The 25,497-nt window shown below is 73.1% G+C and carries 27 protein-coding genes; 15 read left to right on the top strand and 12 right to left on the bottom strand.

Annotated features, from left to right (window positions below):
• Positions 1-96: 96 nt before the first annotated feature.
• A complete protein-coding gene (locus tag ACIPPM_RS06775; RefSeq protein ID WP_401443851.1) occupies positions 97-1,266 on the top strand; it encodes a lactate 2-monooxygenase in 1,170 nt (389 codons plus the stop codon).
• 203 nt (positions 1,267-1,469) lie between these two features.
• On the top strand, positions 1,470-1,775 hold the full coding sequence (locus ACIPPM_RS06770) for a cupin domain-containing protein (protein WP_401443849.1): 306 nt from the start codon (positions 1,470-1,472) through the stop codon (positions 1,773-1,775).
• Positions 1,776-1,803: 28 nt separating this feature from the next.
• Here the strand turns inward: ACIPPM_RS06770 and ACIPPM_RS06765 are convergent, their stop codons facing one another.
• The 3 genes from ACIPPM_RS06765 to ACIPPM_RS06755 all read right to left on the bottom strand — a co-directional run bounded on the left by ACIPPM_RS06765 (position 1,804) and on the right by ACIPPM_RS06755 (position 4,420).
• On the bottom strand, positions 1,804-3,408 hold the full coding sequence (locus ACIPPM_RS06765) for an RICIN domain-containing protein (protein ID WP_401443847.1): 1,605 nt from the start codon (positions 3,406-3,408) through the stop codon (positions 1,804-1,806).
• Between the two features lie 385 nt (positions 3,409-3,793).
• Positions 3,794-4,171 carry a toxin Doc gene (locus tag ACIPPM_RS06760; RefSeq protein ID WP_401443845.1) on the bottom strand — a complete coding sequence of 126 codons (378 nt, stop codon included), beginning with the start codon at positions 4,169-4,171 and terminating at the stop codon, positions 3,794-3,796.
• Positions 4,172-4,177: 6 nt separating this feature from the next.
• On the bottom strand, positions 4,178-4,420 hold the full coding sequence (locus ACIPPM_RS06755) for a hypothetical protein (protein WP_401443842.1): 243 nt from the start codon (positions 4,418-4,420) through the stop codon (positions 4,178-4,180).
• A gap of 161 nt (positions 4,421-4,581) precedes the next feature.
• Here ACIPPM_RS06755 and ACIPPM_RS06750 point away from each other — a divergent pair, with 161 nt between their 5' ends.
• On the top strand, positions 4,582-6,207 hold the full coding sequence (locus ACIPPM_RS06750) for a multicopper oxidase family protein (RefSeq protein WP_401443840.1): 1,626 nt from the start codon (positions 4,582-4,584) through the stop codon (positions 6,205-6,207).
• 49 nt (positions 6,208-6,256) lie between these two features.
• Here the strand turns inward: ACIPPM_RS06750 and ACIPPM_RS06745 are convergent, their stop codons facing one another.
• The gene (locus tag ACIPPM_RS06745) at positions 6,257-6,844 is read right to left on the bottom strand and encodes an RNA polymerase sigma factor (protein WP_401443837.1); all 588 of its coding nucleotides are present in this window, start codon (positions 6,842-6,844) and stop codon (positions 6,257-6,259) included.
• A gap of 9 nt (positions 6,845-6,853) precedes the next feature.
• Here ACIPPM_RS06745 and ACIPPM_RS06740 point away from each other — a divergent pair, with 9 nt between their 5' ends.
• The 4 genes from ACIPPM_RS06740 (at position 6,854) to ACIPPM_RS06725 (ending at position 11,026) form a co-directional block, all read left to right on the top strand.
• Positions 6,854-8,230 carry a serine/threonine-protein kinase gene (locus ACIPPM_RS06740; protein ID WP_401443835.1) on the top strand — a complete coding sequence of 459 codons (1,377 nt, stop codon included), beginning with the start codon at positions 6,854-6,856 and terminating at the stop codon, positions 8,228-8,230.
• 188 nt (positions 8,231-8,418) lie between these two features.
• Positions 8,419-9,132, top strand: a complete 714-nt coding sequence (locus tag ACIPPM_RS06735) for a DUF4232 domain-containing protein (protein ID WP_401443832.1) — start codon at positions 8,419-8,421, stop codon at positions 9,130-9,132.
• Positions 9,133-9,223: 91 nt separating this feature from the next.
• Positions 9,224-10,477, top strand: coding sequence for an arsenic transporter (locus ACIPPM_RS06730; RefSeq protein WP_401444224.1), 1,254 nt, complete (start codon positions 9,224-9,226; stop codon positions 10,475-10,477).
• Positions 10,478-10,507: 30 nt separating this feature from the next.
• Positions 10,508-11,026: a universal stress protein gene (locus tag ACIPPM_RS06725; RefSeq protein ID WP_401443830.1), complete on the top strand. Its 519-nt coding sequence runs from the start codon at positions 10,508-10,510 to the stop codon at positions 11,024-11,026.
• Between the two features lie 8 nt (positions 11,027-11,034).
• Here the strand turns inward: ACIPPM_RS06725 and ACIPPM_RS06720 are convergent, their stop codons facing one another.
• Positions 11,035-12,777, bottom strand: a complete 1,743-nt coding sequence (locus ACIPPM_RS06720) for a ricin-type beta-trefoil lectin domain protein (protein ID WP_401443828.1) — start codon at positions 12,775-12,777, stop codon at positions 11,035-11,037.
• A 294-nt stretch (positions 12,778-13,071) separates the two neighbouring features.
• On the opposite strand from ACIPPM_RS06720, the gene ACIPPM_RS06715 reads away from it, so the two are divergent.
• Entirely contained in the window at positions 13,072-13,875 is an 804-nt protein-coding gene (locus tag ACIPPM_RS06715; RefSeq protein ID WP_401443826.1) for an endo alpha-1,4 polygalactosaminidase, read from the top strand.
• 5 nt (positions 13,876-13,880) lie between these two features.
• On the opposite strand, the gene ACIPPM_RS06710 is transcribed toward ACIPPM_RS06715, so the two are convergent.
• Genes ACIPPM_RS06710 through ACIPPM_RS06700 form a run of 3 tightly spaced genes read right to left on the bottom strand, consistent with a single transcriptional unit; the run spans position 13,881 to position 15,866 of the window.
• Entirely contained in the window at positions 13,881-14,390 is a 510-nt protein-coding gene (locus tag ACIPPM_RS06710; RefSeq protein WP_401443824.1) for a flavoprotein, read from the bottom strand.
• Between the two features lie 32 nt (positions 14,391-14,422).
• Positions 14,423-14,623 (bottom strand): ferredoxin, encoded by a 201-nt coding sequence (locus tag ACIPPM_RS06705; RefSeq protein ID WP_401443821.1) that lies wholly within the window; start codon positions 14,621-14,623, stop codon positions 14,423-14,425.
• Between the two features lie 13 nt (positions 14,624-14,636).
• Positions 14,637-15,866, bottom strand: a complete 1,230-nt coding sequence (locus ACIPPM_RS06700; RefSeq protein ID WP_401443819.1) for a cytochrome P450 — start codon at positions 15,864-15,866, stop codon at positions 14,637-14,639.
• A 360-nt stretch (positions 15,867-16,226) separates the two neighbouring features.
• Here ACIPPM_RS06700 and ACIPPM_RS06695 point away from each other — a divergent pair, with 360 nt between their 5' ends.
• Entirely contained in the window at positions 16,227-16,676 is a 450-nt protein-coding gene (locus ACIPPM_RS06695) for a nitroreductase family deazaflavin-dependent oxidoreductase (RefSeq protein WP_401443816.1), read from the top strand.
• Positions 16,677-16,751: 75 nt separating this feature from the next.
• On the opposite strand, the gene ACIPPM_RS06690 is transcribed toward ACIPPM_RS06695, so the two are convergent.
• Complete coding sequence (locus tag ACIPPM_RS06690) at positions 16,752-17,801, bottom strand: cation diffusion facilitator family transporter (protein ID WP_401443813.1); 1,050 nt, start codon at positions 17,799-17,801, stop codon at positions 16,752-16,754.
• Between the two features lie 102 nt (positions 17,802-17,903).
• Here ACIPPM_RS06690 and ACIPPM_RS06685 point away from each other — a divergent pair, with 102 nt between their 5' ends.
• Together ACIPPM_RS06685 and ACIPPM_RS06680 are read left to right on the top strand one after the other, a co-directional pair.
• Positions 17,904-18,227: a DUF4235 domain-containing protein gene (locus tag ACIPPM_RS06685; RefSeq protein WP_401443811.1), complete on the top strand. Its 324-nt coding sequence runs from the start codon at positions 17,904-17,906 to the stop codon at positions 18,225-18,227.
• A gap of 138 nt (positions 18,228-18,365) precedes the next feature.
• The gene (locus tag ACIPPM_RS06680) at positions 18,366-18,734 is read left to right on the top strand and encodes an anti-sigma factor antagonist (protein WP_401443809.1); all 369 of its coding nucleotides are present in this window, start codon (positions 18,366-18,368) and stop codon (positions 18,732-18,734) included.
• Here ACIPPM_RS06680 and ACIPPM_RS06675 read toward each other — a convergent pair.
• Positions 18,731-19,684: a ribose-phosphate diphosphokinase gene (locus ACIPPM_RS06675; protein WP_401443807.1), complete on the bottom strand. Its 954-nt coding sequence runs from the start codon at positions 19,682-19,684 to the stop codon at positions 18,731-18,733. The two genes, ACIPPM_RS06680 and ACIPPM_RS06675, sit on opposite strands and share 4 nt — an antisense overlap.
• Positions 19,685-19,875: 191 nt before the next feature.
• On the opposite strand from ACIPPM_RS06675, the gene ACIPPM_RS06670 reads away from it, so the two are divergent.
• From ACIPPM_RS06670 to ACIPPM_RS06660, 3 genes are all read left to right on the top strand, one after another.
• On the top strand, positions 19,876-20,565 hold the full coding sequence (locus ACIPPM_RS06670; protein WP_401443805.1) for a DUF4230 domain-containing protein: 690 nt from the start codon (positions 19,876-19,878) through the stop codon (positions 20,563-20,565).
• Between the two features lie 84 nt (positions 20,566-20,649).
• Complete coding sequence (locus ACIPPM_RS06665) at positions 20,650-21,252, top strand: VanZ family protein (RefSeq protein ID WP_401443802.1); 603 nt, start codon at positions 20,650-20,652, stop codon at positions 21,250-21,252.
• A gap of 117 nt (positions 21,253-21,369) precedes the next feature.
• On the top strand, positions 21,370-22,605 hold the full coding sequence (locus ACIPPM_RS06660) for an RICIN domain-containing protein (protein ID WP_401443799.1): 1,236 nt from the start codon (positions 21,370-21,372) through the stop codon (positions 22,603-22,605).
• On the opposite strand, the gene ACIPPM_RS06655 is transcribed toward ACIPPM_RS06660, so the two are convergent.
• On the bottom strand, positions 22,606-22,872 hold the full coding sequence (locus tag ACIPPM_RS06655) for a hypothetical protein (RefSeq protein ID WP_393599665.1): 267 nt from the start codon (positions 22,870-22,872) through the stop codon (positions 22,606-22,608).
• Positions 22,873-22,995: 123 nt separating this feature from the next.
• Here ACIPPM_RS06655 and ACIPPM_RS06650 point away from each other — a divergent pair, with 123 nt between their 5' ends.
• Positions 22,996-24,024, top strand: coding sequence for a PHP domain-containing protein (locus ACIPPM_RS06650; protein ID WP_401443796.1), 1,029 nt, complete (start codon positions 22,996-22,998; stop codon positions 24,022-24,024).
• A gap of 165 nt (positions 24,025-24,189) precedes the next feature.
• Here the strand turns inward: ACIPPM_RS06650 and ACIPPM_RS06645 are convergent, their stop codons facing one another.
• Positions 24,190-25,479, bottom strand: a complete 1,290-nt coding sequence (locus ACIPPM_RS06645) for an ROK family transcriptional regulator (RefSeq protein WP_401443793.1) — start codon at positions 25,477-25,479, stop codon at positions 24,190-24,192.
• Positions 25,480-25,497: the final 18 nt, after the last annotated feature.

The following is a 25,497-nucleotide window of genomic DNA, read 5'->3' as shown; positions in this document are numbered from 1 at the left end:
CCCCCTTGAGCCCGAACGGTGGCCCGACCAGGCTCCGGTGCACTCTCTGAGGCACACTGAGCTGAGCATGACACCGTAGAGAGAGGGAGCGGCGGCGTGGGCGCTCGGTGGGCCGATTTCCAGTACGAGATCTATCTGAACGGCATGAACGGGACGGTGCCCCGGCTGCCCACCGATCTGACCCGGCTGGCGGAGCTGGCGGAGCACCGGCTCGGGCCGGGCCCGGTCGGGTATGTCGCGGGAAGCGCCGGCGACGGGAGCACCGAGCGGGCCAACCGGGCCGCGCTGGAGCGTCGTCGGATCGTGCCGCGCATGCTGCGGGACGTGTCGGAACGGGACCTGTCCGTGCGGGTGCTGGGTCGTACGCTGCCCGCGCCGCTCGCCCTCGCGCCCGTCGGCGTGCTGTCGATCATGCACCCGGACGCGGAGTCCGGGGCCGCACGGGCCGCCGCCGCGCAGGGCGTGCCGTACACCCTGTCGTCGGCGTCGAGCACACCGATGGAGACCGTCGCGGAGGCGATGGGGGACGCCGAGCGGTGGTTCCAGCTGTACTGGGGCAGCGACCGTGAGGTGACCCGGAGCTTCCTGGGCCGGGCGAAGGCGGCCGGGTTCTCGGTACTGGTCGTCACGCTGGACACCCCGTTGCTGTCCTGGCGCCCGCGCGACCTGGACCGGGCGTATCTGCCGTTCCTGCAGGGGGTGGGCACCGCCAACTACTTCACCGACCCCGCCTTCCGTGCCGGACTGGCCAAGCCGGTGGAGGAGGACCCGAACGCGGCCGTCCTGCACTTCCTCGGCCTGTTCGGGGACGCCGGGCACACCTGGCCGGACCTGGCGTTCCTCCGGGAGCACTGGGACGGCCCGATCGTCCTGAAGGGCATCCTGCACCCGGACGACGCCCGCGAGGCCGCGGAGGCCGGGATGGACGGGGTGGTGGTCTCCAACCACGGGGGCCGTCAGGTCGCCGGTTCGATCGCGGCGGCGGACGCGCTGCCGGGGGTCGTGGACGCGGTCGGCGACCGGCTGGACGTGCTGTTCGACAGCGGCATCCGTACCGGCGACGACATCGCCAAGGTCCTGGCCATGGGCGCCCGCGCGGTACTGCTCGGCCGCCCCTACGCGTACGGGCTCGGCCTGGACGGGCAGGCGGGCGTCGAGCATGTCATCCGCAGCGTGCTGGCCGAACTCGACCTCACCCTGGCCCTCTCCGGCCACGCCACCCCCGCCACCCTGAACCCGGCCACCCTGACGGAGGGACCTGCCTAGTGGCTCGCCTCGGCTCGTCGGCCGGGTGATGGAGGAGCCTCGGGCGTGGGCCGGGGGTTGGCTCGGGTCCGGCCCCGGAGACAGGCTTTGCACAACGGTCGACCACTTGTTTCCGCTGCGCGGATAGCTTTCAAGGCATCCATTGGTCCTTAGGTGCGGGCTCGTTCGGTATGACCGACCAGGCCCGTGAGGAGGGGTGTGCCATGAGTGCGATCGACCTGGCGGAGACTGCGGCCGGCCTGCCGGAGGCATGGAGCTCTCGCATGCTGGGCATGGTGGGGGCGGCCTGCGTAAAGGTGCTGCGCATGGACGCGCTGCCGGTCGAGGAGGAGAGCCATGGGGCCGCCGAGGCGCTGCTGGTCCTCGACGGCCGGCTGGAGCTGGAGGTGGACGGCATGCCGGTGTCGGTGCGGGCGGGCGAGCTGTTCATGGTGGCGGCGGGAGCGGCACACGCGGTGCGCCCCGGAAGCCGGGGCACATTGGTGATCGTGGAACTGCCGGAGGAGTGACGGCTCTTCGGGCTGCCTCGGCCGGAAGCTACGCGCGCACCTCACTGGGCGACGACGGTCCAGACGTCCGGGACGCCTGTCCACCCTCCTGCGCCGAACTAGGCGCCGACGGGGTGTCGGTCAGCCAGTGCTGGGCCGACGAGCGGTCCCGGAGCGAGACCACGATGTCGGCGCCGGGACGCGCGTCGGCCGACGCCAGGGCGAGCGTCTCGTCCCAGCGGGGCAGCAGCTCGCCCTGCACGGTGAGGTCGTAGCGCACGTCGTCGCCGCGCTCGGTGCCCGCGTCGTCGCAGGTGCCGAGGATGACGACGGCGGCGTCCGCGTGGGAGTCCAGGCAGAGCTGGGGGTCGGCCTGGCTGTGCAGGAGGCCGTCGGCGTCGTAGGTCCACTGCTGGGTGAGGGCGTCGGAGCACAGCGCCAGCGTCACCAGCGCGCCGCGCTCGGGCTCGCCCTTGATGCCCAGGCAGAGCCCGGCCGCGACGTTGCGCAGCCGGATCGGCCGCCCCGCGAGCGGCAGGGCGGGCTTGGAGGCGGCCGCCGAGGGCCGCGCGGTACGGGGGTCGGCGGCGGGCGCGGCCCCGGCGGAGGCCACGGGGGTGCGGCCGCCGTCGTCCTCGGGCCATACCGCGACGGCCAGGCCGGTCACCAGCAGCCCGGCCGAGACGAAGCCCGCCCCGGTACGCAGCGACCAGCCGGTGCCGCGCCCGCGCCCGGACCGGGCACCACGGGCCGGTGCCCCCCGCTTGCCGCCGCGCCTGCGCCCGCCGGAGCGTGGGGCGGCCTCGGCCCGGGTGACGGACTGCCCCCGGCCGGGGCGGGAGTCGAGGTAGCGGCGGGCGCCCCAGCCGAGGACCGCCTCGGCGAGCAGCAGCCCCGGGCCGGTGTCGATCTGGCCGAGCTGTTCGGCGGCGTACCGGCAGTAGGAGCAGGCGTCCAAGTGCTGGCGGACGTCGGGCAGTACGGCCCCGCCCCGGCGCACGGGCACGTCGAGCAGCCGGTTGTAGTGGCGGCACTCCCCACTGGGGGCCAGCTCACGGTGTGCGCGCAGCACACCCGCGCGCAGTTTCTCCCGGCTCTGTTCCAGCGCGGCGGCCGCGCCCACCGGGTCCACGCCGAGCAGCGCGGCGGGGACGGCCACCGGCTCGGCCTCCACCTCGGTGTGCCACAGCAGCGCCTGTTCGAGCCGGGGCAGCAGGTGGAAGGCCCGCTCGGTGAGGGCGCGGTTCTCCGGGGTGAGCGAGTTCGCGGCGCGCATGCCGCGCCCTCCGGCGGGCTTGGCGAGGCCGGGCAGGGCGGCGGTGACCCGGTCGGTGGCCGCCCAGTCGAGGACCGTGTCCCGTACGGCCACCAGCAGCCGGGGCCGCAGCGCCTCGGCGGGCTCGCCGAGGGTGAGCCGGTCCAGGGCCTGGTGGAAGACGGTGGCGGTGACCATCTGGGCCAGTGGTCCGGGGCCCGCGAGGCAGATGACGGCGTAGTCGGCGGCGGGCTGCCAGTGCCGGGCCATCAGCAGGGCGGCGGCCCGGGACGCCTCCACGTCCGAACCGGCGCGCAGCGAGGCGGCCGTGGACTCGTCGGACTCCCCCGCCGCCGTGCCGGGCAGGTAGGGAGGAAGAGGCGGCTGAGGGGTGGTCACTGAGCGGATTCCTTTGGCGCGTGCGGAGCGTCGGAGCGGACCTCCGGGAGGCGCACGGGGAGCGGGGACCCTTGCGGCCCACGACCGGCGTGGCTCCGGCCCGGCCGTCCAACTGCCGAATCGGTCCCGGACTTCACCCCCCGCACGGGAGTGTCACCCTCGCACAACATCTCCACACGCAACAAGGCGCACGTCCCACATCGGCGGGTTTGCAGGGAAGTCGGAGTCGGGTGGGTTCCGCGCGCCCCGTGTGAAGCCCGCGCACACGACGGCCGCCCGCGCGCGCTTCACCCGGCGCGCGAGGCGGGTGTGGACTGGGCGCGGTCCCGCCCGGAAGACCCCCCGGCCGATCGCCGTACGGCTTCCCCCGTCCGCCGGGGCGGTGTCAGATCCGCCAGGACCGCAGCCGGTCGGCCGCGCCGTACACGTCGGCGCGGCCGTCGGTCACCTCGCGGACGAGGTCGACGAGGGCACCGTACGGCGGGTCGATGCCCGCGCCGCTGATGTGCAGATAGGCGACGGCGGTGGCGCAGGCGAAGCGGGCGTTGGCCGCGGGCAGCGGGCGGAGCACGGCGAGGGTGTGCAGCAGGGCGGCGGCCCGCCAGGCCGGGTCGGAGTCGACGCCCAGCCGGGGCGGGTCCACGCGGTGCCGGGCGACGGCGGCGACCAGGGCGGAGAAGTCGTCCACCGAGGGCTGGTCGGGCAGGACGTCCTCATGACGCTGGAGCAGCCAGGGGACGTCGATGTGGATGACGGGTGGCATCGCCGGTCAGGCGGCCTCTCCCCTGGCCTGGACGGCCTCGTCGTCGGGGAACGCGGCGGCGAACTCCGCGGCGTGCGCGGTGAAGAAGGCCCGGAAGGTCTCCGCGCCCTCCTTCAGCGCCCGGTGCCGGGCGATGTCCGCCGCGGCCGCCTCCCGGACCAGGGCCTTCATCGACGTACCGCGTTCCTTGGCGATCTGCCGCAGGTCCGCGAGTTCGCGCTCGCTGAACTCCACGTTGAGAGCTGGCATGCCCTCACGGTACCGCGAGGGTACTCACCCGTAAATCGAGCCAGATCAGCCGTCCGCTCCCCCGGTACCCGGCGCCCCGTTCTCCTCGCCGGGCCGACACCAGCAGACGCGCCGCCCTCAGATCCCTCACATATGAGCACAAAAAGTGTCTTATTTCCTTCATGCATACACCTTCGCGGCGTACTCTCCTCCGCGTCCCGCTCGCTGCCGCGGGCGCGGGACTCCTGGCCGCCTGCTCCGACTCGGGCCCCCGGCCCCGGCCCGGACCGCGCGGCACGATGATGGCGGCGGGGAACTTCGTCCCGCCGGGGCCCGCGGGTTACGTGGAACCGTCGGGTCCGGAGGTCCGGGCCGCCGAGCGGCGGCGCGGCTCGGGCCGGGTGCGCATGTTCACGCTCACGGCCGGCGAGACCACGCTGGACCTGGGCGGCCGGTCCGTGCGCACCTGGGCGTACCAGGACGCGCTGCCCGGACCGCTGGTGCGGGCCACCGCCGGTGACGTGCTGAGCATCACGCTCGCCAACCGGCTGCCGGAGACCACCACGCTCCACTCGCACGGGGTCCGGCTGCGCTGCGACATGGACGGCGCGCCGGGCCTCACCCAGGAGTCCATCCCGGCCGGAATGGACTTCAACTACCGCTTCACCGTCGCCGACCCCGGCACCTACCTGCTGCACAGTCACGTCGGCATGCAGCCGGACCGGGGCCTGTACGCGCCGCTCGTCGTGGACGACCCCAGGGAGCCGCTGAAGTACGACAAGGAGTGGGTGGTCGTCCTCGACGACTGGGTGGACGGGGTCGACGGCTCCACCCCGGAGAAGGTGCTGCGGCAGCTCAAGCCGGGCGGCGGCATGGCGATGATGGGCCCCGAACACCCGGCCCGCCCGACCGCCCACCCGCACGAGCACCCGATGTCGGCCATGCCCAGCCCGCCGAAGAGCACCGGCCCCAACCGCATGCTGCACGGGCCGAAGAGCCGCATCCTGGACGGGGTCGGCGGCAATGTCGCGTACCCGATCTACCTGGTCAACGGGCGCAGGCCGGGCGCGCCGACCTCGTTCAAGTGCCGTCCCGGTGAGCGGGTGCGGCTGCGCATCATCAACGCGGGTTCGGACACCGCCTTCCGGGTGGCGCTCGGCGGTCACAAGATGACGGTGACGCACACCGACGGCTACCCGGTCCAGCACCGGGAGACGGACGCCCTGCTGATCGGCATGGCGGAGCGGTACGACGTGCTGATCACGGCCAAGGACGGGGTGTTCCCGCTGGTCGCCCTGGCCGAGGGCAAGGTCGGGCAGGCGCTGGCGGTGCTCCGTACCGATAACAGCAGAACCGTTCCTCCTGCCGATGTGAAGCTGCCCGAGCTGGACCGCGAGGTGGTCCCCGCGCGCCGTCTGCTGCCCGCCGACTCCGCCGCCCTGGACCACCGTGAGCCGGACCGCGAGATGCGGATCAGGGTCACCGGCACCATGGAGAAGTACGACTGGGGCTTCGACCACAAGCAGTACGACGTGCGCGAGCGGTACGCGGTACGGGCGGGCGAGCGGGTCCGGATGACCCTGATCAACGCCACCGACATGTGGCACCCGCTGCATCTGCACGGCCACACCTTCGCGCTGACCGGGATCGACTCGGTGGGCGCCCGCAAGGACACCGCCGTGGTGCTGCCGCACCGCAAGCTGGTCATCGACTTCGACGCCGACAACCCCGGCCTGTGGATGCTGCACTGCCACAACCAGTACCACTCGGAGAGCGGCATGATGACGATCCTCGGCTACAAGAAGTAGGCCGACCGCGCGACATGAGCCCGTCCCCCGGACCCGCCCCAGCGGCGGGTCAGTGGGCGCGCAGCCAGGGCCGCACCCGCTTGCGGGCCTCGTGCAGCCGGGACTTCAGGGTGCCGAGCGGGATGCCCGCGCGTTCGGCGGCCTCGGCGTAGTCCAGACTGCACAGGTCCCGGTAGACCAGCGGCGCGACCAGGTGCGGGTGTTCGCGCTCCAGCCGGTCGAGCGCGTCCAGCAGGTCGAGCCGGGAGCCCGCGATGACGCTGGTGGTGCGCGGGTCCACGGGTTCCGGCACCTCGGCGGGTGCGGGCTGTTCCGCGGCCCGCCGCTTCAGCTCGCGGTACTTCTGGCGGCAGCAGTTGGCGACGACCGTGTACAGCCAGGTGCTGAAGCGGCTGCGGCCCTCGAAGCCGCCGATGTGCCGGGCGACCTGGAGCAGTACGTCCTGGGCGGCCTCCTCGGCGTCCTCCCGGCAGGGCAGGAAGCGCCCGCAGCGGCGCACCACCTCCGGCCGCAGCTCGGTCAGCAGCTGGTCCAGGGCCGCCCGGTCACCCGCCGCCGCCAGACCGGCCAGCTCTTCGGCCCTCGCCGCGTCCGGCACGTCCGCTCCCCCCCTCGGAGTCGATCTCAGGGCAGGCATGATAGTCGTATGCACCCCCCGGAGCGGATCGGCCGGTACCGCCTTCAACAGCGCCTGGGCAGTGGCGCCTTCGCCACCGTGTGGCTCGCGCACGACGACGAACTCGACGCCATGGTGGCGGTCAAGGTCCTCGCCGACAACTGGTCCCACCGCCTCGACGTGCGCGAGCGTTTCCTGTCCGAGGCGCGGCTGTTGCGCCGGGCCGGGTCCAGCCGGGTGGTGCAGGTCTACGACATCGGTGAACTGGACGACGGCAGGCCGTACTTCGTCATGGAGTACGCCGACGGCGGCACCGTCGCCGACCTGCTCGCCGCGGGTCCGCTGCCGGTCACCGAGGCGCTGGAGCTGACGGCGCTGGCCGCGCGGGGGGCCGCCGCGCTGCACGAGGCCGGGATCGTGCACCGGGACGTCAAGCCGACCAACCTGCTGCTGCGCACCGCCCCGGACGGCGGGCGGCGGCTGCTGCTGGCCGACCTGGGGCTGGCCAAGAGCCTCGCGCAGGCGTCGGCGCTCACCCTCGCCGCGGGTTCGGCGGGCTACCAGCCCCCGGAGCAGGCCGAGCCCGGCGCGGGCATCGACGAGCGCGCCGACGTCTACAGCCTGGGCGCGGTGGGCTACGAGCTGCTCACCCGGGCCGTGCCGGGCCCGCCGGGCAAGGTGCTGCCGCCGGGCCGCCTGCGGACGGGCCTGGACCCCGCCGTGGAGCGGGCGGTGCTGCGGGCGCTGGAACCGGACCGGGAGCGGCGCTGGCCGTCCGCGCGGGCGTTCGCGGACGAGCTGGACCGGCTGGCGGCGGGCCCCGCCCGGCCGGGCTGGTCCGGCGCGGTGCGGGGCAGGCGCGCGGTGTTCGCGGTGGCCGCCGCGGTGGGTCTGGTGGCGGCCGGGGGCGCGGTGGCGCTGGTGCTGCACCGGCCCGCCGGGGGCGCCGAGGCGGCGCGGGTGCGGGACGCCTCCGGCCGGATCGCGGTGGAGGTGCCCACGGGCTGGGACCGGGAGCTGCGCGACTCCGGGTGGGACCCGCGGGCGCTCGGGCTGGCGGCCGGGCGGGAGCCGGGGCTGGTGGTGGCCGACGACCTGTCCCGCTGGTCCGACCTCGGCGCACCGGTGAACGGCGTGTTCGTGGGTGTCGGCGAAGGGGATCTCACCGGCCGGGTGGACGCGCTGGCGCACTCCGGCTGCCGGGGCGCGGACCGGCGCGCGTTCTCGGGGTCCGGCTGGCGGGGCACGGTCCGGGTGTGGAGCGGCTGCGCGGGCGGGGGCTCGGTCACCGAGACCGCGCTGCGCCCCTCGGACGGCGCGCACGGCCCGCAGCTGTACGTGCAGGTGCGCCAGCACGGCGACCCGGACGCCACCGACGGCATACTCCGCTCGCTGCGGGTCACCTGATCGGGGGGAACCCTCGTCCGGCGTGGCGGGGAGGCCCCGGTGAGCGGAGACTTCTTCGGGCGCGGAAGTTTTTCCCGCCGCGTCCCGAACTTTTCCGCCGGACGGCGCATCGGAAGGTGTGACGGCGCATCGGGCGCCGACGGCACGCGGTCCCCGTGTGCCGTGGATTTCAGGGAGGCATGTGCGACATGGCGAACTCATCCCCGGCCAGGCGGCGCGGGACCCTGCTCGTGGGCACCGCCGCCGTACTGGGCCTCCTGACCGCCTGCGGCAACGGCGACGTGGGCGCGGCACCGGCGAAGACGGTGTCCGGCTCGGCCGCGCCCGCGACCGAGACCTCGAGCCCGGCAGAGTCCACCGGGTCCACCGGCTCGCCCGACCCCGTCGACACGCCCTCGCCGGTGACCCAGAGCGGCGGCACCTCGAACCCCAGCTCGGCGCCGGACACGTCGACGCGGACCGTCAAGCCGGACAGCGCGAAGAGCACCCGCTGTCACACCTCGGAGCTGCGGGCCGCCGTGGGCCGCATGGACCCGGGCGCCGGGCAGGAGAACTTCCCCGTCGTGCTCACCAACAAGTCGTCCCGCACCTGCACCCTGCGCGGCTATCCGGGCGCGGCCTTCGTGAACGCCTCCGGCACCCAGCTGGGCCCCGACCCGCAGCGCACCTCGGGTTCCCCGGTGACGGTCACGCTCCGCCCCGGCCAGAGCGCGTGGGCCGGGCTGACCTTCTCCAACCCGCAGATCAGCGGCGCGAAGACGGCGAAGCCGACCTCTCTGGTGGTCACCCCGCCCGATGAGCGGGACCCGCTGAAGGTGACCTGGACGGGCGGTGCGGTGCCGGTCTCCGGGAACGCGTCCTCGGTCCGGCTGACCGTGTTCGCGCCCGGTTCGGGCGCCTGACCGGGCACGACGGCGCCGGGCCCCGGTCGGCCCGGCGCATCGGGGTCTGTTTTCATGAGCGGGCACATCACCCCAGGTCCGGAGGAACGCCCTGAACACCCCGCTCGCCGAGGCCCTGTCGGCCGTCCTGCTCGTCGCCGTGCTCGCCTGGGCGGTGATCCGGCCCTTCGGCTGGACGGAGGCGGTGCTCGCGGTGCCCGCCGCCGGTGTCGCCATCCTCACCGGCGCCATCTCCCTCGACCACGCCCGCGACGAGGTGGCCCGGCTGGGCCCGGTCGTGGGCTTCCTGGCCGCGGTGCTGGTGCTGGCCCACTTCTGCGACGTGGAGGGCCTGTTCCGGGCCTGCGGCGCGTGGATGGCCCGCTGGTCGCGGGGGCGGCCGGTACGGCTGCTGACGGCGGTGTTCGCGCTGGCCTCGGTGATCACGGCCGTACTGAGCCTGGACGCGACGATCGTGTTGCTCACCCCGGTGGTGTTCGCCACGGCCGCCCGCTCCGGCGTGCGCCCCAAGCCGCACGTCTACGCGTGCACGCATCTGTCGAACACGGCGTCACTGCTGCTGCCGGTGTCCAATCTGACGAACCTGCTGGCGTTCGCGGCGAGCGGGCTGTCCTTCACCCGGTTCGCGGCACTGATGGCGCTGCCGTGGCTGGCCGCGATCGGCGTGGAGTACGTGGTGTTCCGGCGCTTCTTCGCCCGCGACCTGTCGGCGGCGGCACCGGCCGCGCGGGACACCGGGGAGGAGCCGCCGCTGCCGGTGTTCGCGCTGGTCACCGTGGGCTGCACGCTGGCCGGGTTCGTGGTGGCGTCGGCGTTCGGTGTCGATCCGGCGTGGGCGGCGGCCGCGGGCGCGTTGGTCATGGCCGGGCGGGCGGTGCTGCGGAGGCAGGCGACCCCGCTGTCCGTGGTGCGGGCGGCTTCCCCGCCGTTCCTGGCGTTCGTGCTCGCGCTGGGCGTGGTGGTGCGGGCGGTCGTGGACAACGGGCTCTCGGACGCGCTCGGGCACCTGCTGCCCTCGGGGAGCGGGCTGCCCACGCTGCTGGGGATCGCCGCGCTGGCCGCCGTGCTGGCCAACCTGATCAACAACCTGCCCGCCGTGCTGGTGCTGCTGCCGCTGGCCGCGCCGGGCGGGGCCGGCGCGGTGCTGGCGGTGCTGCTGGGCGTGAACATCGGCCCGAACCTCACCTACGCCGGTTCGCTGGCCACCCTGCTGTGGCGGCGGATCGTGCACCAGCACGACGAGGGCGTGGACCTCGGGGAGTTCACCCGGCTGGGTCTGATCGCGGTGCCCTCGGCGCTGGCGGTGTCGGTGGTGGCACTGTGGGGGGCGCTGCAAATCTTCTGACCTGGTGGCGTGGAGCGAGGAGGACATCGGATGCGTGCGGTCGTCTGGCTCGTCGAGGGCACCTGGCCCGCCTGTGTGGACGCGGTGCGCGTGCACGCCCCGCACGCCCGTGAGGTGGTGCTGCTGCATGTGACGGGACCCGAGGTGCCGGATGTGGCGCATGGCGCGTTCGCGGGGCTGATGGGGCGGGGGCGGGCCTGGGGGCAGGGTCCGGCGGAGGGCTGGGAGGCCGATCCGGGGGACCGGCTGGCGGCCCTCGGCGACGGCTCGGCGGCGGAGCTGCTGGACGCGGCCGCCGAGCGGCTGGGCCGCCCGTGCCTGCGCGAGGAGCGGTCGGGGCGGCCGGAGCGGGAGGTGGTCGCGGCGGCCGAGGGCGCGGGCCTGCTGGTGCTGGCCCGCGACGGCGACCGGTCCCGGCTCGGCCCGCACAGCCTGGGCCCGGCCGCGCGCTTCGTCGTCGACCACGCCCCCTGCCCGGTCCTGCTGGTCTGGCCCGGAGAGGCTCCCGACCTGGGCACGATCCCGCCACCCCCGCCGCACCACCGCTGAACGACGGCTCAGCGGTGCCTGCCTCCGAAGCCGCCGCCACCGCCCCCGTACCGGCGTCCACCGCCCCCGCCGTCCCAGCCGCAGCGGTCCCGGTACGGGGAGCAGGTGTCGTCGTCCGTCGCGCTGGGCGTGGGACTTGCGGTCGCCGTCGGAGCGGGGCTGCTCGGGGCCGTACTCGTGGAGTGCTCGGCCGGGGTGGGCTCCGCCGGGGTCCGGCGGGCCGGGGCCTTGGTGGCTCCCTTGCCCTTGTCCCAGTTGACGACCTCCATCTGCGGGTCGTTCCCGGCGGTGTCCACCACCCAGCGCTGGACGGCGGTCTCGGCACGGTTCTTCAGCACCAGCGCGCCGGAGCCGTCCGTGGCGGCCGGGGTGAGGGCCAGGTTCTGGTCCCAGCGGGGTACCAGGGTGCCCTGGAGGGTGAAGTCGTAGCGGATGAAGCGGCCGTCGGTGCCGGTGGCCGAGCAGGGGGCGAGCCGGACCGAGTAGCCGAGCCGGGAGTCCAGGCAGAGGGCGGGCGCCGCGTCGCTGCGCAGCCTGCCGTCCGCCTCGTACCGCCAGCGCTGGCCGGGTGCCGAGGAGCAGGTGACGACCTCGGTCTCGGCGCCCTCGACGGCCTTCTGGCCGACGATGCCCACGCACCGCCCGGAGGCGACGTTGTGCAGTCGGCCGCGCACGGTGGGCCGGTTGCCCTCCGCCCCCGCCCAGGACGGCTGCGGCGCGGGAGTGGAGGTGCCAGGTGTCGAGGTCGGGGCGGCGCCGCCGCCCGTGACAGGACCGCCTTCGGTGCCGAGCACGGACCACAGGACGAGGGGCAGCGCGACCAGGGCGCTCACGGTGGTGACGGCCAGCGAGACGTTGCGCCTGCGGGCCCGCCGGGCCGCGCGTTGGGCGGTACGGGCGTTGGGGGCCTCGTCGGCCGTGACGGGTGCGGCGGCCGGGGGCGCGAAGTCCTCGCCGCCGGAGGGCAGCGGCGGCGCGGGTACGGGCGGTGCGGCGCTGTCGTCGGCGCGGGCGGCGAGGTAGGCGGTGGCGCCCCAGCCGAGGACGGCCTCGGCGAGGGCGAGGCCGAGCCCCTCGTTGAAGCGGGCCAGCTGGTCCGCGGTGCGGTCGCAGTGGCCGCAGCCGTCGAGGTGGCCGCGCAGGTCCGGGTCCATGGCGAGGCCGCCGCCGCGCCGGAAGGTGACGTCCAGCATCCGCAGATAGCGCCCGCACTCGGCGTCGGGGGCCAGTTCGCGGTGCGTCTGGAGGCACTCCTCGCGCAACCGGTCGCGGGCGCGGCCGAGTTCGACGGCCGTGCTCTCCTCGTCCAGCCCCAGCAGCGCGGCGGGCACGGCGAGGGGCTCGCCCTCGACCTCGGTGTGCCAGAGGACCGCGCGGGAGGGCTGGGGCAGCCGCTGGAAGGCGCGCGCCAGCAGCCGCCTGCCGGGCGCCGGGAGCAGCCGGGCGGCGGCGCGCTGCCCGCTCGCCTGGTCGGGCCGCAGCGCGGGGTGCAGGAGTTCCTGCCTGCCGTCGGTGTCCCATTCGGCGGCGATCCGCCGTACGGCGACCAGGAGTTGGGGGCGCCAGGCGGCGGACGGCCCGGCCTGGCGGAGCGACTCGCCGAAGAGCCGGGTGAACGCGGCCGTGGTCAGCATGCCCGCCGCGCGCGGTCCGTCGGCGCAGAGTCGGGCGTACGTGAAGGCGGCGGCCCAGTGCCGGTCGAGGAGTTCACCCACGGGGTGCAGCCCCGGCGTCGTTCCCGTCCACTTCATGAGTTCCGCGCTGAGTTCACCGTCGGATATACCGAACGGCCTCGTGGAATCCTGGGAATTCGACAGCCCTTCGCCCTTCACGCTCTGTTCCTCCAGAATCCACCCGGAATCAGGTCCGTACCAATCGGCGGGAGGGTGGCCGAGCCGACATCAACTCCCGTTCGGTGAGGGACAATCACTCCCGTCACAGCGACGCACACTTTCGCACAGGGCCACAGTGGGGAACAAGAGATCTCCCGTCGGAAAACGGGTTCACGGGAGATCTTTGACCCGTATTCAGGAGACACGAAATCGTTGACGCGTCATAGAAAGCCCGGTGCCGGGAGCCGAGCCGTTCTGCTCGCCCTCACCCTGCTCCTCACCGGCTGCGGCACCGGGAACCACCCGGCACCCCGGCTGCCGCCCCGGCACGCGGGGTTCGACTACCAGATCGGCGGCGCCTATCCCCCGCCCGCCGGGGTCCGCGTGGTCACCCGCGACCGCGCCGACTCCCCCGCCGAGGGCCTGTACAACGTCTGCTACGTCAACGCCTTCCAGGCCCAGCCGCAGGAGCGCGCCGACTGGCCGGCCGACCTGCTGCTGCGCGACCGCGCGGGCCGGGTGGTCGTCGACGAGGACTGGGACGAGCCCCTGCTCGACATCGGCACCCCGGCCAAGCGGGAACGGATCGCCGACCGGGTGAACCGCTGGACCGACGGCTGCGCGGACCAGGGCTACGACGCCATCGAGCCCGACAACTACGACAGCTACACCCGCTCCCGCCACCTGCTCACCCCCGCCGACGCGACCGCCTTCATGCGCCTGCTCACCCGGCACGCCCACGCCCGCCACCTGGCCGTCGGCCAGAAGAACACCCCGGAGCTGGCGGGGCGGCGCGAGGGCACCGGTCTCGACTTCGCGGTGGCCGAGGAGTGTGGCCAGTACGACGAGTGCGGGACCTACGCCCGCGCCTTCGACGACCGGGTGCTGGACATCGAGTACACCGACGACGGCATGCGCAGGGCAGTGGCCGACTGGGGCTCCCGGCTCAGCATCGTCCGCCGCGATCTGGACGTCTCCCCACCGGGCGAGGCGGGGTACGTACGCCGGACGGGTTGATGCCCTCAGGGGCGGTCCAGCAGCTCGAGACCGCCTACCCAGTCGAACCCGCCCGGCACCCGCCCCTCGCCGAAGCGGACGCCGAGACCGCGCAGCCGGGTCAGGCTCTCCTGGTAGGCGGGGTGGGCGGCCAGCGCCTCGCCCACGCTGGGCAGGACCGCGATGGGCACGCCGAGCCCCAGCGCCTCGCAGAGGGTGCCGACGACCAGGGTGTCCGCGATGCCCTGGGCCCATTTGTTGAGGGTGTTGAAGGTCGCCGGGGCCACCACGACCGCGTCCGGCGGCGGGAAGGGGCGCGGGTCGGCCGGGGAGCGCCAGGCGGAGCGGACCGGGCGGCCGGTGCGGGACTCGGTACCGGCCGCGTCGAAGAAGCCGTTCATCGCCGCCGGGGTGGCGATCACCCCCACCTCCCAGCCCCGCTGCTGGGCCCCGGCGATCAGCGTGCCGACGCCGGAGGCGACACCGGCCGCGCAGACGACGACGTAGAGAAAGGGTTTCCCGGTGGGTTCGGTCACCGGGAAACCCTACAAGTCCTGCTGAGCGGTGGTCAGTTCTCGGTGACGGTGATCGCGCCGACCGGGCAGGCGCGGGCCGCCTCCCGGAGCATGGGGCTGCCCGCCCCGTCCTCGGCGCCGGGCAGCAGCGTGCTGTAGCCGTCGTCGTCCTGGGTGAAGACGCTCGGTGCTGCCAGCGTGCACTGGCCCGCGCCGATGCAGAGGTCCTTGTCGATCTCGATGTCGGTGTGCATGGCGAGAAGCCTCTTACCAGGTCACGGGGAGTTCCAGCATCCCCTGGATCGTGTCGCCGGGCTTGAACGGGATCTCCTCGGCCGGTACCGCGAGGCGCAGGCCGGGCAGCCGGGCGAGCAGGGTGCCGAGGGCGATCTCCAGCTCCGCGCGCGCCAGGTTCTGGCCCAGGCACTGGTGGATGCCGAAACCGAAGGCGACGTGATGGCGGGCGGAGCGGTTCCAGTCCAGGGCGTCGGGGTCGGCGTACACGGAGTCGTCGCGGTTGATCACCGAGGTGGAGAACATCACCCCTTCCCCGGCGCGGATGGTGACGCCGTCGATCTCGATGTCGTCGACGGCGACCCGGACCAGGCCGTCCGCGATGGACAGCATCCGCATCAGCTCCTCGACGGCGGTCGGCAGCAGCGTGGGGTCGGCGCGCAGCTCGGCCAGCCGGTCGGGGTGCTGGAGCAGGGTGTAGGTGCCGAGGGAGATCATGTTGGCGGTGGTCTCGTGCCCGGCGACCAGCAGGATGACGGCGAGCGAGACGAGTTCGCGCCGGTCGAGCGCCCCGTCGCTGAGCTGCTTGTGGACCAGGTCGTCCAGTACCCCTTCGCCGGGCTCGGGGTGGGCGGCCTTGGCGTCGATCAGGCCGCCGAGGTAGCTCTCCAGCTCCTTGCGGGCGTTCTGGCTGTCCTCGGCCGTCGGCCCGCGCAGCAGCTTGCGGGACTGCTCCTCGAAGAACTCGTGGTCGGCGTACGGCACCCCGAGCAGGCCGCAGATCACCATGGACGGCACCGGCAGCGCGAACGCCGAGACCAGCTCGGCCGTCGGGCCCCGCTCGATCATGGCGTCCAGGAGGTCGTCGACGATCTCCTGGATGGCGGGCCGCATCGCCGCGGCGCGTTTGACCGTGAACGACGGGATCATCATCCGCCGCTGGATCTGGTGCTCGGGGTCGTCCAGGCCGAGGAGGGCGACCCGGCGGTCCCGGACGCCCGCGAACCGGGCGGTGGGGATGGGGAACTCCGGGCGGCACCGGTCGCTGGACAGCCGGGGGTCGGCGAGCAGCGCGCGGGCCGCGCCGTGCCCGGTGACGGCCCAGACCTCCCGGCCGTCGTACAGGGTGACGCGGGCGACCGGCCGCCCTTCGCGCAGCGGGCCGTACCCGGTGGGCGGGTGGTAGGGACAGGTGCGGTCCTGCGGGAAGGCGACGGGGTCTGCCGCCTTCGCGGGGCCGGTGGTGTCCGTCAGTTCCGTCATGGGGGACCTCGCAGACGAAGAAATACCTCGAACCGATCTTCATTAGATGCCCCGGGCACCTATAGGGCGACGCCAAGTTCGGCCAGATCGGCGACCCGTCGGATCTGGCCGAAGAATTGCGTCCGCCGGGGGTGTCCAGGCACCGGAATCCGGTCGTCCGACGCACATCGGTCCTCCCAGTGTCGTCGCCCGCGCCCCTTTTCGGCCACCCCCGGCCGGAGACGGCCGAAGAGATCCGGCTATTCACCCGCGTGGCCCAGGGATTGCGCGGTACGGATGATTCCAGCGGCCCTCCGTGTTGCGGTGGATCGCAGACGTGAAGCCGTCGGCACGAGGAAACACGACGAAGGGGACGAAGCCATGCCTCTTGAGGGCGAGTACGAGCCGAGCCCGGAGCAGTGGGTGCGCGATCAGGTCGAGCTGTACGAGAGCTCCGGCGGGACCGAGGGGACGACGCTGCGGGACACCGGAATGCCGGTGATCGTGCTGACCACGCGCGGCAACCGCAGCGGCAAGATCCGCAAGACGCCGCTGATGCGGGTGGAGCACGACGGGACGTACGCGGCGGTCGCCTCCCTGGGCGGCGCGCCCAAGCACCCGGTCTGGTACTTCAACGTCCAGGCCGATCCCGAGGTCGAGCTCCAGGACGGGCCGGTCAAGCGGGAGATGCGGGCCCGCGAGGTCACGGGCGACGAGAAGGCGAAGTGGTGGGAGCGGGCCGTCGCCGCCTATCCGCCGTACGCCGAGTACCAGGAGAAGACCGACCGGGAGATCCCGCTCTTCGTGCTGGAGCCCGCCAAGGCGAGCTGAACGGGCGCCGGGGGACGGTTCGCACACCTTCCGCGCGTCGCGGGTGTGAACCGTCCCCCGGCGGGCACGTGAGGGTCAGGCCCCGCCGCGCTCCCCCGTCGCGGCGGGGCTTTCGTGCACGGCACGCTCGCTGTGGTCGTGGTTCGTATGATCGTGGTCCGTGTGGTCGCGGTCGGTCACGTCGAGGAAGATCTGCCCGGCGTCGGGGAACATCTCGGCCACGGACCGCTTGATGCGGACGGCGACCTCCTCGACCTCCTCGCTGTCCATGCCCGGCACCAGGTCGACGCGGGCGGCCACGAGGGCGGAGTCGATGCCGGTCTTCATGGTGAACAGCGCCTCCACGCTGTCGATCTCCGGCTGGGCCCGCAGCAGTTCCCTTATCCGGCCGGTCAGCTCGGGGTCGGCGGCCTCGCCGATGAGCTGGTCGCGGGCGTCGCTGCCGAGCCGGTAGGCGATGTAGACCAGCAGGGCGCCGATCAGGATCGACGCGCAGCCCTCCCAGACGGCCTGGCCGGTGAGCATGTGCAGCACCATGCCGATGGCGGCGAAGGTCACGCCGAGCACCGCGGTGCCGTCCTCGGCGAGCACGGTACGCAGCGCGGGGTCCTGGACATCGCCGACGCTCTCCCCCTGCCGATGCACCTGGCGCACCGCCCGGATCAGGGAGATGCCCTCGGCGACGAAGGCGACGCCGAGGACGATCAGGCCCGCTATGTAGCCGCTGAACGTCTCCTCACTGCCGTTCCTGATCGCCTCGAAGCCCTGGAAGAAGGAGAAGCAGCCGCCCATGACGAAGATGCCGACCGCGGCGAGCAGGGACCAGAAGAACCGTTCCTTGCCGTAGCCGAAGGGATGCCGGGCGTCCGGCGGGCGGCGGCTGCGCTTCAGCGCGGCCAGCAGGAACACCTCGTTCAGGCTGTCGGCGACCGAGTGCGCGGCCTCCGACAGCAGGGCGGGCGAGCCCGCGAAGATCCCGCCGACGGCCTTGGCGACCGCGATCACCAGGTTCGCGCCGAGTGCCACGAGGACGGTCACACGGGTATGGCTGTCGGTCTTGGCGTCCTCCTGGCCGTCTCTGTCGTCGGTCTTCGTGTCCGGCTGCTGTTCCGAAGTAGCGCTCACCTGTCGCCGACTGCCCCCGGCGGGGAGGATCACACGGGCCCGGACGGGGGAGGTCGGGGGCTCACGGGAGAGGACGCGGGCCCGGTGAGGAAGGAGTGACACATGGCGAAGAAGAACAAGAACATGAGCAAGATCAAGGCGCCCCTCCTGCACAAACCGGTCGGTTTCGCGATCAGCTGGGCGGGCGGTGCGCTGGCCGGGCTGGCGTTCCGGAAGGCGTGGATGGTGATCCGGCACGAGGAGGAGGCGCCCGATCCGCTCGACCAGGACCGCGGCTGGGGCGAGATCCTGCTGGCGGCGGCGATGCAGGGCGCGATCTTCGCGGTGGCGCGCAGCGTGGTGGACCGGACGCGGGCCAAGGCGGTCATGCGCTCCACCGGCACCTGGCCGCACCCGAACGCCACTCCGGCCGTCAAGCGGGGCTGATCACAAACGAACAGATTCGAACTGACTACGTCAATCTCGAAGACATATGTCAAGCGAACATGCTCAAATTCCTCCTGTCGAGCTTGGTTGCCCAGGCGGCGCGGTGCGTCGCGGGCGCGGGTGGGAGGTGGTGCCGTCGTGCGGGAGGAACCCACCCCGCCCACCCGGCATCTGCGCGTGCACGAGGACCGCGGGTACATCGTGCTGGAGTTACGGGGTGAGATCGACATCGCTTCGGCGGCGGAGATCTCGCCCCTGCTGGACCGGCTCACCGGCCGCGAACACGCCCGTGTCGTACTGGATCTGCGCCCCGTGGAGTTCTTCGACTGCTCGGGGCTGCGCCTGGTGAACCGGGCCCGGCGCCGCGTCCTGGAACGCGGCGGCCACCTCCATCTGGTCTGCGTCCACCCCCTGACCCTGCGCGTCCTCCGGGCCACGGGCCTGACCGCCATCCTGCCCCCGCACCCGACCCTGGAGTCGGCCCTGCGGTCCGGGGACCTCCGCTAGGCCTCCGCGGGCTGCTCGAAGAGCGCGCTCACCGATTCCCCGTCATGGATGCGCCGTACCGCTTCCGCGAGGGCCGGGGCGATGGACAGTACCCGGAGCTTGTCGGTGCGCTCGTCCTCCGGGACCGGCACGGTGTTGGTGCAGACGATCTCCAGTACGTCGGGCTGCTCGCCCAGCCGCTTCAGGGCCCCGGCCGCGAACAGGCCGTGGGTGCAGGCGACGCGGATCGAGCGCGGGCCCAACTCCCTCAGCCGGTCCAGGAGTTCGAGGACCGTGCTGCCCTTGGCGACCTCGTCGTCCAGCACGATCACGTCCCGGCCGGTGATGTCGCCGATCACCGAGCTGATGCTGACCCGGTCGTCCGCGAACCGCTGTTTGGCACCGGCGGCGACCCGCGCGCCGAGCAGCCGGGCGAAGGCGGCGGCCTCCTTGGCGTTGCCGAGGTCCGGGGAGACGACCGTGGTGCGCGAGAGGTCGTACTGCCGGAAGTGCGCGGCGAGTTCGCGCAGCGCGTGCAGGTGGTCGACCGGCACCGAGAAGAAGCCGTGCACCTGCGGGGCGTGCAGGGTCATGGTCAGCACCCGGCTCGCGCCCGCCGCCACCAGCAGGTCCGCGACCAGACGGCCGCCGAGCGAGATGCGGGGCGTGTCCTTCTTGTCGGAGCGGGCGTAGGAGTAGTGCGGCATGACGACGGTGATCCGGGCCGCCGAGGCGCCGCGGGCCGCGTCGCACATCATCAGCAGCTCGACCAGGTGCTCCTGCACCGGCCGCACCAGTGGCTGGAGCAGGAAGACGTCCCGTTCCCGGCAGTTGGCCCGGAGCTGGACCTCCAGGCAGTCGTTGGCGAACCGGCTGACCCGTGCCGGGCTGAGGGTGACGCCCAGATGCGCGCACACCTCCTCGGCCAGCCGGGGGTGGGCGCTGCCGCTGAAGACGGCGATGTCTCGCACGATCCGCTCCTCGCATGATCGGTACGGGCTGGGCGGCCATGCTATCGGCCCTCCCCCGCCCGCCCCGGACGCCTGGCGTGGCGGGTCTCGTACGGGAGCGGCAGGGGTACGTACGTCAGCGGCGGGGGATGGTCAACTCGCTTGCTTGTTCGCTTACTTGGTGGGCATCCGAGGAGGGGGAAGGGAGAACCGTGGAGAAGACGACTACGGCCGGCGGCACGACCGAGGTCCAGCGGCGGCCCCGGCGGCGGACGCCGCTCTGGGTCAAGGTACTGGCGGGCATCGCCCTGGTGCTGGTGCTGCTGTTCGCCGGGATACGGCTGGCCGTGCTGCCCGGCATCAAGGACCTGTTCGGCACCGAGTCCCGCGACCGCTCGGGCCCGGCGCTGCTGCAGTCCATCCAGGACATGAGCCGCTACCAGGCCGCCTCGGGCAACTTCCAGGTCGTCGTGGACCTGGAGAAGAACGCCAAGTACCTGCCCGACGCGCTGCGCGGCACCCGCACGCTGTACGTCGGCGCGGGCACCGTGGACGCCTATGTGGACCTCGGCAAGGTCGGCGAGAAGGACGTGACGGTCAACGACGACCGCACCTCCGCCGTGCTGAAGCTGCCGCACGCCCAGCTCGGCAAGCCCGCGCTGGACCCGGACCGCTCCTACGCCGTGTCCAAGCAGCGCGGCCTGCTCGACCGGCTCGGCGATCTGTTCTCGGACAACCCCAACGGCGAGCAGGCGGTGCAGAAGCTGGCCGTCAAGCACATCGGCGAGGCCGCTCAGGACAGCGAGCTGACCACCCGCGCCGAGTCCAACACCACCGGCATGCTCCAGGGCCTGCTGCGCTCCCTCGGCTTCAAGGACGTACGCGTCTCGTACGGCTCCTGAAGCTTGGCCCGGACCGGCATCACCGGCCGTTTACCGGGCACTCGCTGCTTCTCACGGGGATGTTCACGACTGGAGGACCACCGCATGGCCCGTACCGCCCTTCGCCTGCCGACCGTACTGCGCACCCCTTTGCGGCGGGGGCGCCTGGAGAAGGCCGAGCCCGCGCCGGTCACCGAGCCGGAGACGGTGACGGAACCGGCGCCGGTGGTGGCGGAGCGCAGGCCGCTGCCGCTGCCGATCCGGCTGCCGATCATGCTGCTGGCGTTCATCTTCATGGTGGCGTTCGCCATCGCGCTGGCCCGGATCACCCTGGAGCCGTCGCCCGCGTCGGAGGCGCTGACGCACAGCAACATGCACCCGGGCAACTCCCTGAAGGCGTATTTCGAGTACGGCACGGTGCGCGACACCCTGAAGCAGATCGGCGGCAACGTCCTGCTCGGCGTGCCGTTCGGCGTGCTGGTGCCGGTGCTGGCTCCGCGGGCGCGGGGCGTGCTCCAGGTCCTGTTCCTCACCGCGCTGGTGATGCTGATGGTGGAGCTGACCCAGGGCGCGCTGATCACCGGGCGCGCCTTCGACATCGATGACGTCATCCTCAACACCACGGGTGCGCTGCTGGGTTGGCTGCTGCTGGGTCGCAGGCTCGGGCGGGCGGTGCACGCGCGGCGGCCCAAGGTGGTGGCGGACTGAGCGTCCTCCACCGGTTTGTCCGAGCCGTCGATCGCTGGTCTGTACCAAGGTATTGACGGCCCCGGTCCCGATCTCTACAACAAGAGGCGTCACTCCCCCCATGTGAAACGGAGAGTCATGGCATCCCCACGCCTGCTCCGCAGATGCCTCCTTGCCGCTCTCTCCGCCGCGCTGGTCGGTTCGGCGGCCGTCGGTCCCGCGAGGGCCGATACGGCCGCCGCCCCGGCCGTCGCGGCGGCGACGTTCTCGGACTCCTTCGACGGCCCGGCGGGTTCGGCCGTGGACGGCTCCAAGTGGACGCTGGAGACCGGAGACAACGTCAACAACCACGAGCGGCAGTACTACACCTCGGGCACCAAGAACGCGGCGCTGGACGGCCAGGGCCACCTGGTCATCACCGCGAAGCGGGAGAACCCGGCGAACTACCAGTGCTGGTACGGAAGTTGCCAGTACACCTCGGCCCGGCTGAACACCTCGGGCAAGTTCAACGCGCGGTACGGGCATGTCGAGGCCCGGATGAAGATCCCGCGCGGGCAGGGCATGTGGCCCGCGTTCTGGATGCTGGGCACGCCGGTGAACTGGCCGGACTCGGGCGAGATCGACGTGATGGAGAACGTCGGCTTCGAGCCCTCCACCGTGCACGGCACCATCCACGGCCCCGGCTACTCGGGCTCGGGCGGCATCGGCGCGGGCTACTCGCTGCCGAACGGGCAGGCGTTCGCGGACGCCTTCCACACCTACGCGGTCGACTGGGCGCCGGACTCCATCACCTGGACCGTCGACGGCAACGTCTACCAGCGGCGCACCCCGGCCGACCTGGGCGGCCGGACCTGGGTCTTCAACAAGCCGTTCTTCCTGATCCTGAACCTCGCGGTCGGCGGCTACTGGCCCGGCGACCCGGACGGCTCGACCCAATTCCCGGCGCAGCTCGTCGTGGACTCGGTGTCGGTGACCACGAGCGGCGGCTCGACGGGCGGCAAGGCCATCCGGGGCCTGGCGGGCAAGTGCGCGGACGTGGCGGCGGCGAACTCCGCCAACGGCACCCCCGTACAGCTCTACGACTGCAACGGCAGCGCCGCGCAGCAGTGGACCGTCGGCTCGGACGGCACGATACGGGCGCTCGGCAAGTGCCTGGACCTGAAGGACAACGGCACGGCGGACGGTACGCCCCTGCAACTGTGGGACTGCGCGGGCAGCGCCAACCAGAAGTGGGTGGTCTCCGCGGCCAACGACATCGTCAACCCCCAGGCCAACAAGTGCCTGGACGTGACGGGCGCCAACGCGGCCAACGGCACCCGCCTCCAGCTGTGGACCTGCAACGGCACAGCCGCGCAGAAGTGGACGGTGGGCTAGTCAGCCCTCGCCTCGGCGGGCGCCGCGCACCCGCCAGGTGAACTTGTCGCCGCCGACCCAGCGGACCACGTCGGGGTCGTCCAGATCGTGGATGACGATGCCGCGGGCGGCGGCGGCCTCCAGCACCCCGGTGATCGACGTGACCTCGCCGATCACCTCGCCGTCGATCTCCATGACCCGGAAGGGCGGCGACCCCGGCTTGCCCGGACAGACCCCGAGCACCCGGATGCGCGGGTTGGACATGTACGGAGCTGATTGTTCGGTCATGTCTCCGAGCGTAGAACGCGAGGCGCGGGGACGGCTCGTCCGCACGGGCCGTCCGGGCCGTCACCGTGCGGAGACCGCGCCGGTGGGCAACCCTGGAGGTCCGTGCGGAGCCGGGAGGTGGCCATGGAACCCGTCGCGGCGCTGGACCGGATCGCCTTCCTGCTGGAACGCTCCCTCGCGCCCACCTACCGGGTACGCGCGTTCCGTACCGCCGCGCGCGTGCTGAAGGACCTCCCCGAGGACGAGATCACCCGGCGGGTCTCCACGGGGACGCTGCAGACGCTGAAGGGGATCGGGCCGAAGACCGCGAAGGTGGTCGAGGAGGCGGTGGCCGGGGAGACACCCGCGTATCTGCGCTCCCTGGAGGAGGACGCCGGGGGCCCGCTGACGGCGGACGGCGGCGAGGAGCTGCGGGCGCTCCTGCGCGGCGACTGCCACACCCACTCGGACTGGTCGGACGGCGGCAGCACCATCGAGGAGATGGGCTGGGCGGCGGCCGAGCTGGGCCATGAGTGGACCGCGCTCACCGACCACTCCCCCCGTCTCACCGTGGCCCGCGGCCTCTCCCCCGAGCGGCTGCGCGAGCAGCTCGACCTGGTCGAGACGCTGAACGAGCGCTGGGCACCGTTCCGGCTGCTCACCGGCATCGAATGCGACATCCTGGACGACGGCTCGCTGGACCAGGAGCCGGAGCTGCTGGAGCGGCTGGACGTCGTGGTGGTGTCGGTGCACTCCAAGCTGAAGATGGACGCCGCCGCGATGACCCGGCGGATGGTGGCCGCCGTGTCCGACCCGCACGCCGACGTGCTGGGCCACTGCACCGGTCGGCTGATCACCGGGCGCGGGCGGCCCGAGTCGTCGTTCGACGCGGACGAGGTGTTCGCCGCGTGCGCCGAGGCCGGTACCGCCGTGGAGATCAACAGCCGTCCGGAGCGGCTGGACCCGCCGAAACGGCTGCTGCGCAGGGCGGTGGACGCCGGGACGCTGTTCTCGATCGACACCGACGCGCACGCGCCCGGCCAGCTGGACTGGCAGATCCTCGGCTGTGCCCGCGCCGAGGAGTGCGGGGTGCCCGCCGGGCGGGTGGTGAACACCTGGACGGCGGACCAGTTGCTGGACTGGACCCGCGAGGGGCGCCTACCCACACCCTGACCGGGTGACCCGGATCACCTCGCCGGGCGGGAACGCCACCCGCTGGTTGTCCGTTGAACCAGACGTGGACGCGGGCCCGACCTGACCTGGACCCCGTCCGCTGATGGACCGCCCCGGTCGTGATTCCCCCGTCACGGCCGGGGCATCTTCGTGTTCCGGCTCGGGTCAGCGCGGGGTGCGCTCGTCCAGCGCGGCCCGCCAGGCGGGCGGCCGGTCCTCGGGCGCCGGTTCGGCACGACGGCCGCCCCGGCCGAAGAAGTCGGCCAGCGGCAGGATCGCCGCGCCGACGGTGACCGCGTCGGGCCCGAGCCGCCCCAGCTCGATGGTGACCTGGTCCGCCGGGTACCTCAGCGCGTAGGTGGCCGCGTGACGGCGTACGGCGGGCAGGAAGCGGGTGCCGAGCTGGAGTCCGGCCCAGCCGCCGATGAGGATGCGCTCGGGCTGGAAGAGGTTGATCAGGTCGGAGAGGCCCGCGCCGAGGTACTCGGCGGTCTCCTCCAGCACGGCGAGCGCGACCGGGTCGGCTTCCGTGTCCCCGGCCGGGTAGGCGGCGGCGAGCATCGCGGTGAGCGCGGTCTCCTCGTCGGTGCCCTCGGGCGGGCGTCCGCCCTCCTCACGCCAGCGGGCCAGCAGCGACTCGGCGCCCGCGTACGCCTCCAGGCAGCCCGGCGCCCCGCAGCGGCAGCGGCGCCCGCGCACCCGTACCGTCAGATGGCCCCACTCCACCGCGCGGCCGTGCTCCACCTCGGGGGTGACCAGGCAGGCGCCGACGCCGGAGCCGAAGAGGACCACCAGGGCGTTGCGGGCACCGCGCCCGGCGCCGAACCACATCTCGGCCTGGCCGAGCGTCTTGGCGCCGTTGTCGATGAAGTACGGCACGCTCTCGGGGAGCCCGGAGGTCGCGCGGAGCAGCCGCTCCAGCGGGACGGCGTCCCAGCCGATGGTCTGGCCGTGCACCACGGCGCCCCGGTCGGCGGTGTGCTCGATGATGCCGGGCACGCCCACGCCGACACCGAGCAGCCGCTCGGGTCGGGCGCCGTCGGCGGCCAGCACCTCGGCGACGCCGTCCCGGATGTGGCCGGTGATGTCGTCCACGTCGTAGCCAGGGCGGGTCAACGGGCGTTCGGCGCGGGCGAGTTCGGTGAGGGCGAGGTCGAACAGCTCGACGCGGACGCGGGTCTCGCCCACGTCCACGCCGATCATCTGGCCGCTGTGCGGGGCGACCCGGAGCAGGGTGCGGGGGCGGCCGCCGTCGGAGTCGACGCTGCCCGCCTCCTCCACGAGTCCGTCCGCGATCAGGTCGGCGACGACATTGCTCACCGAGCCGGAGCTGAGTCCGGTGGCCGGGCCCAGTTCGAAGCGGCTGAGGGGGCCGTCGAAGTACAGCCTGTGCAGCACGGCCGTGCGGTTGCCCCGCCTGAGATCGCGTACCGTGCGCCCGTTCCGCCCCGCCATGTGGCCCCTTCCGAACCG

It is taken from the genome of Streptomyces sp. NPDC090119, from assembly GCF_044747085.1.
Taxonomy (GTDB): Bacteria; Actinomycetota; Actinomycetes; order Streptomycetales; family Streptomycetaceae; genus Streptomyces.
This window is presented reverse-complemented; position numbering and strand designations above follow the sequence as displayed.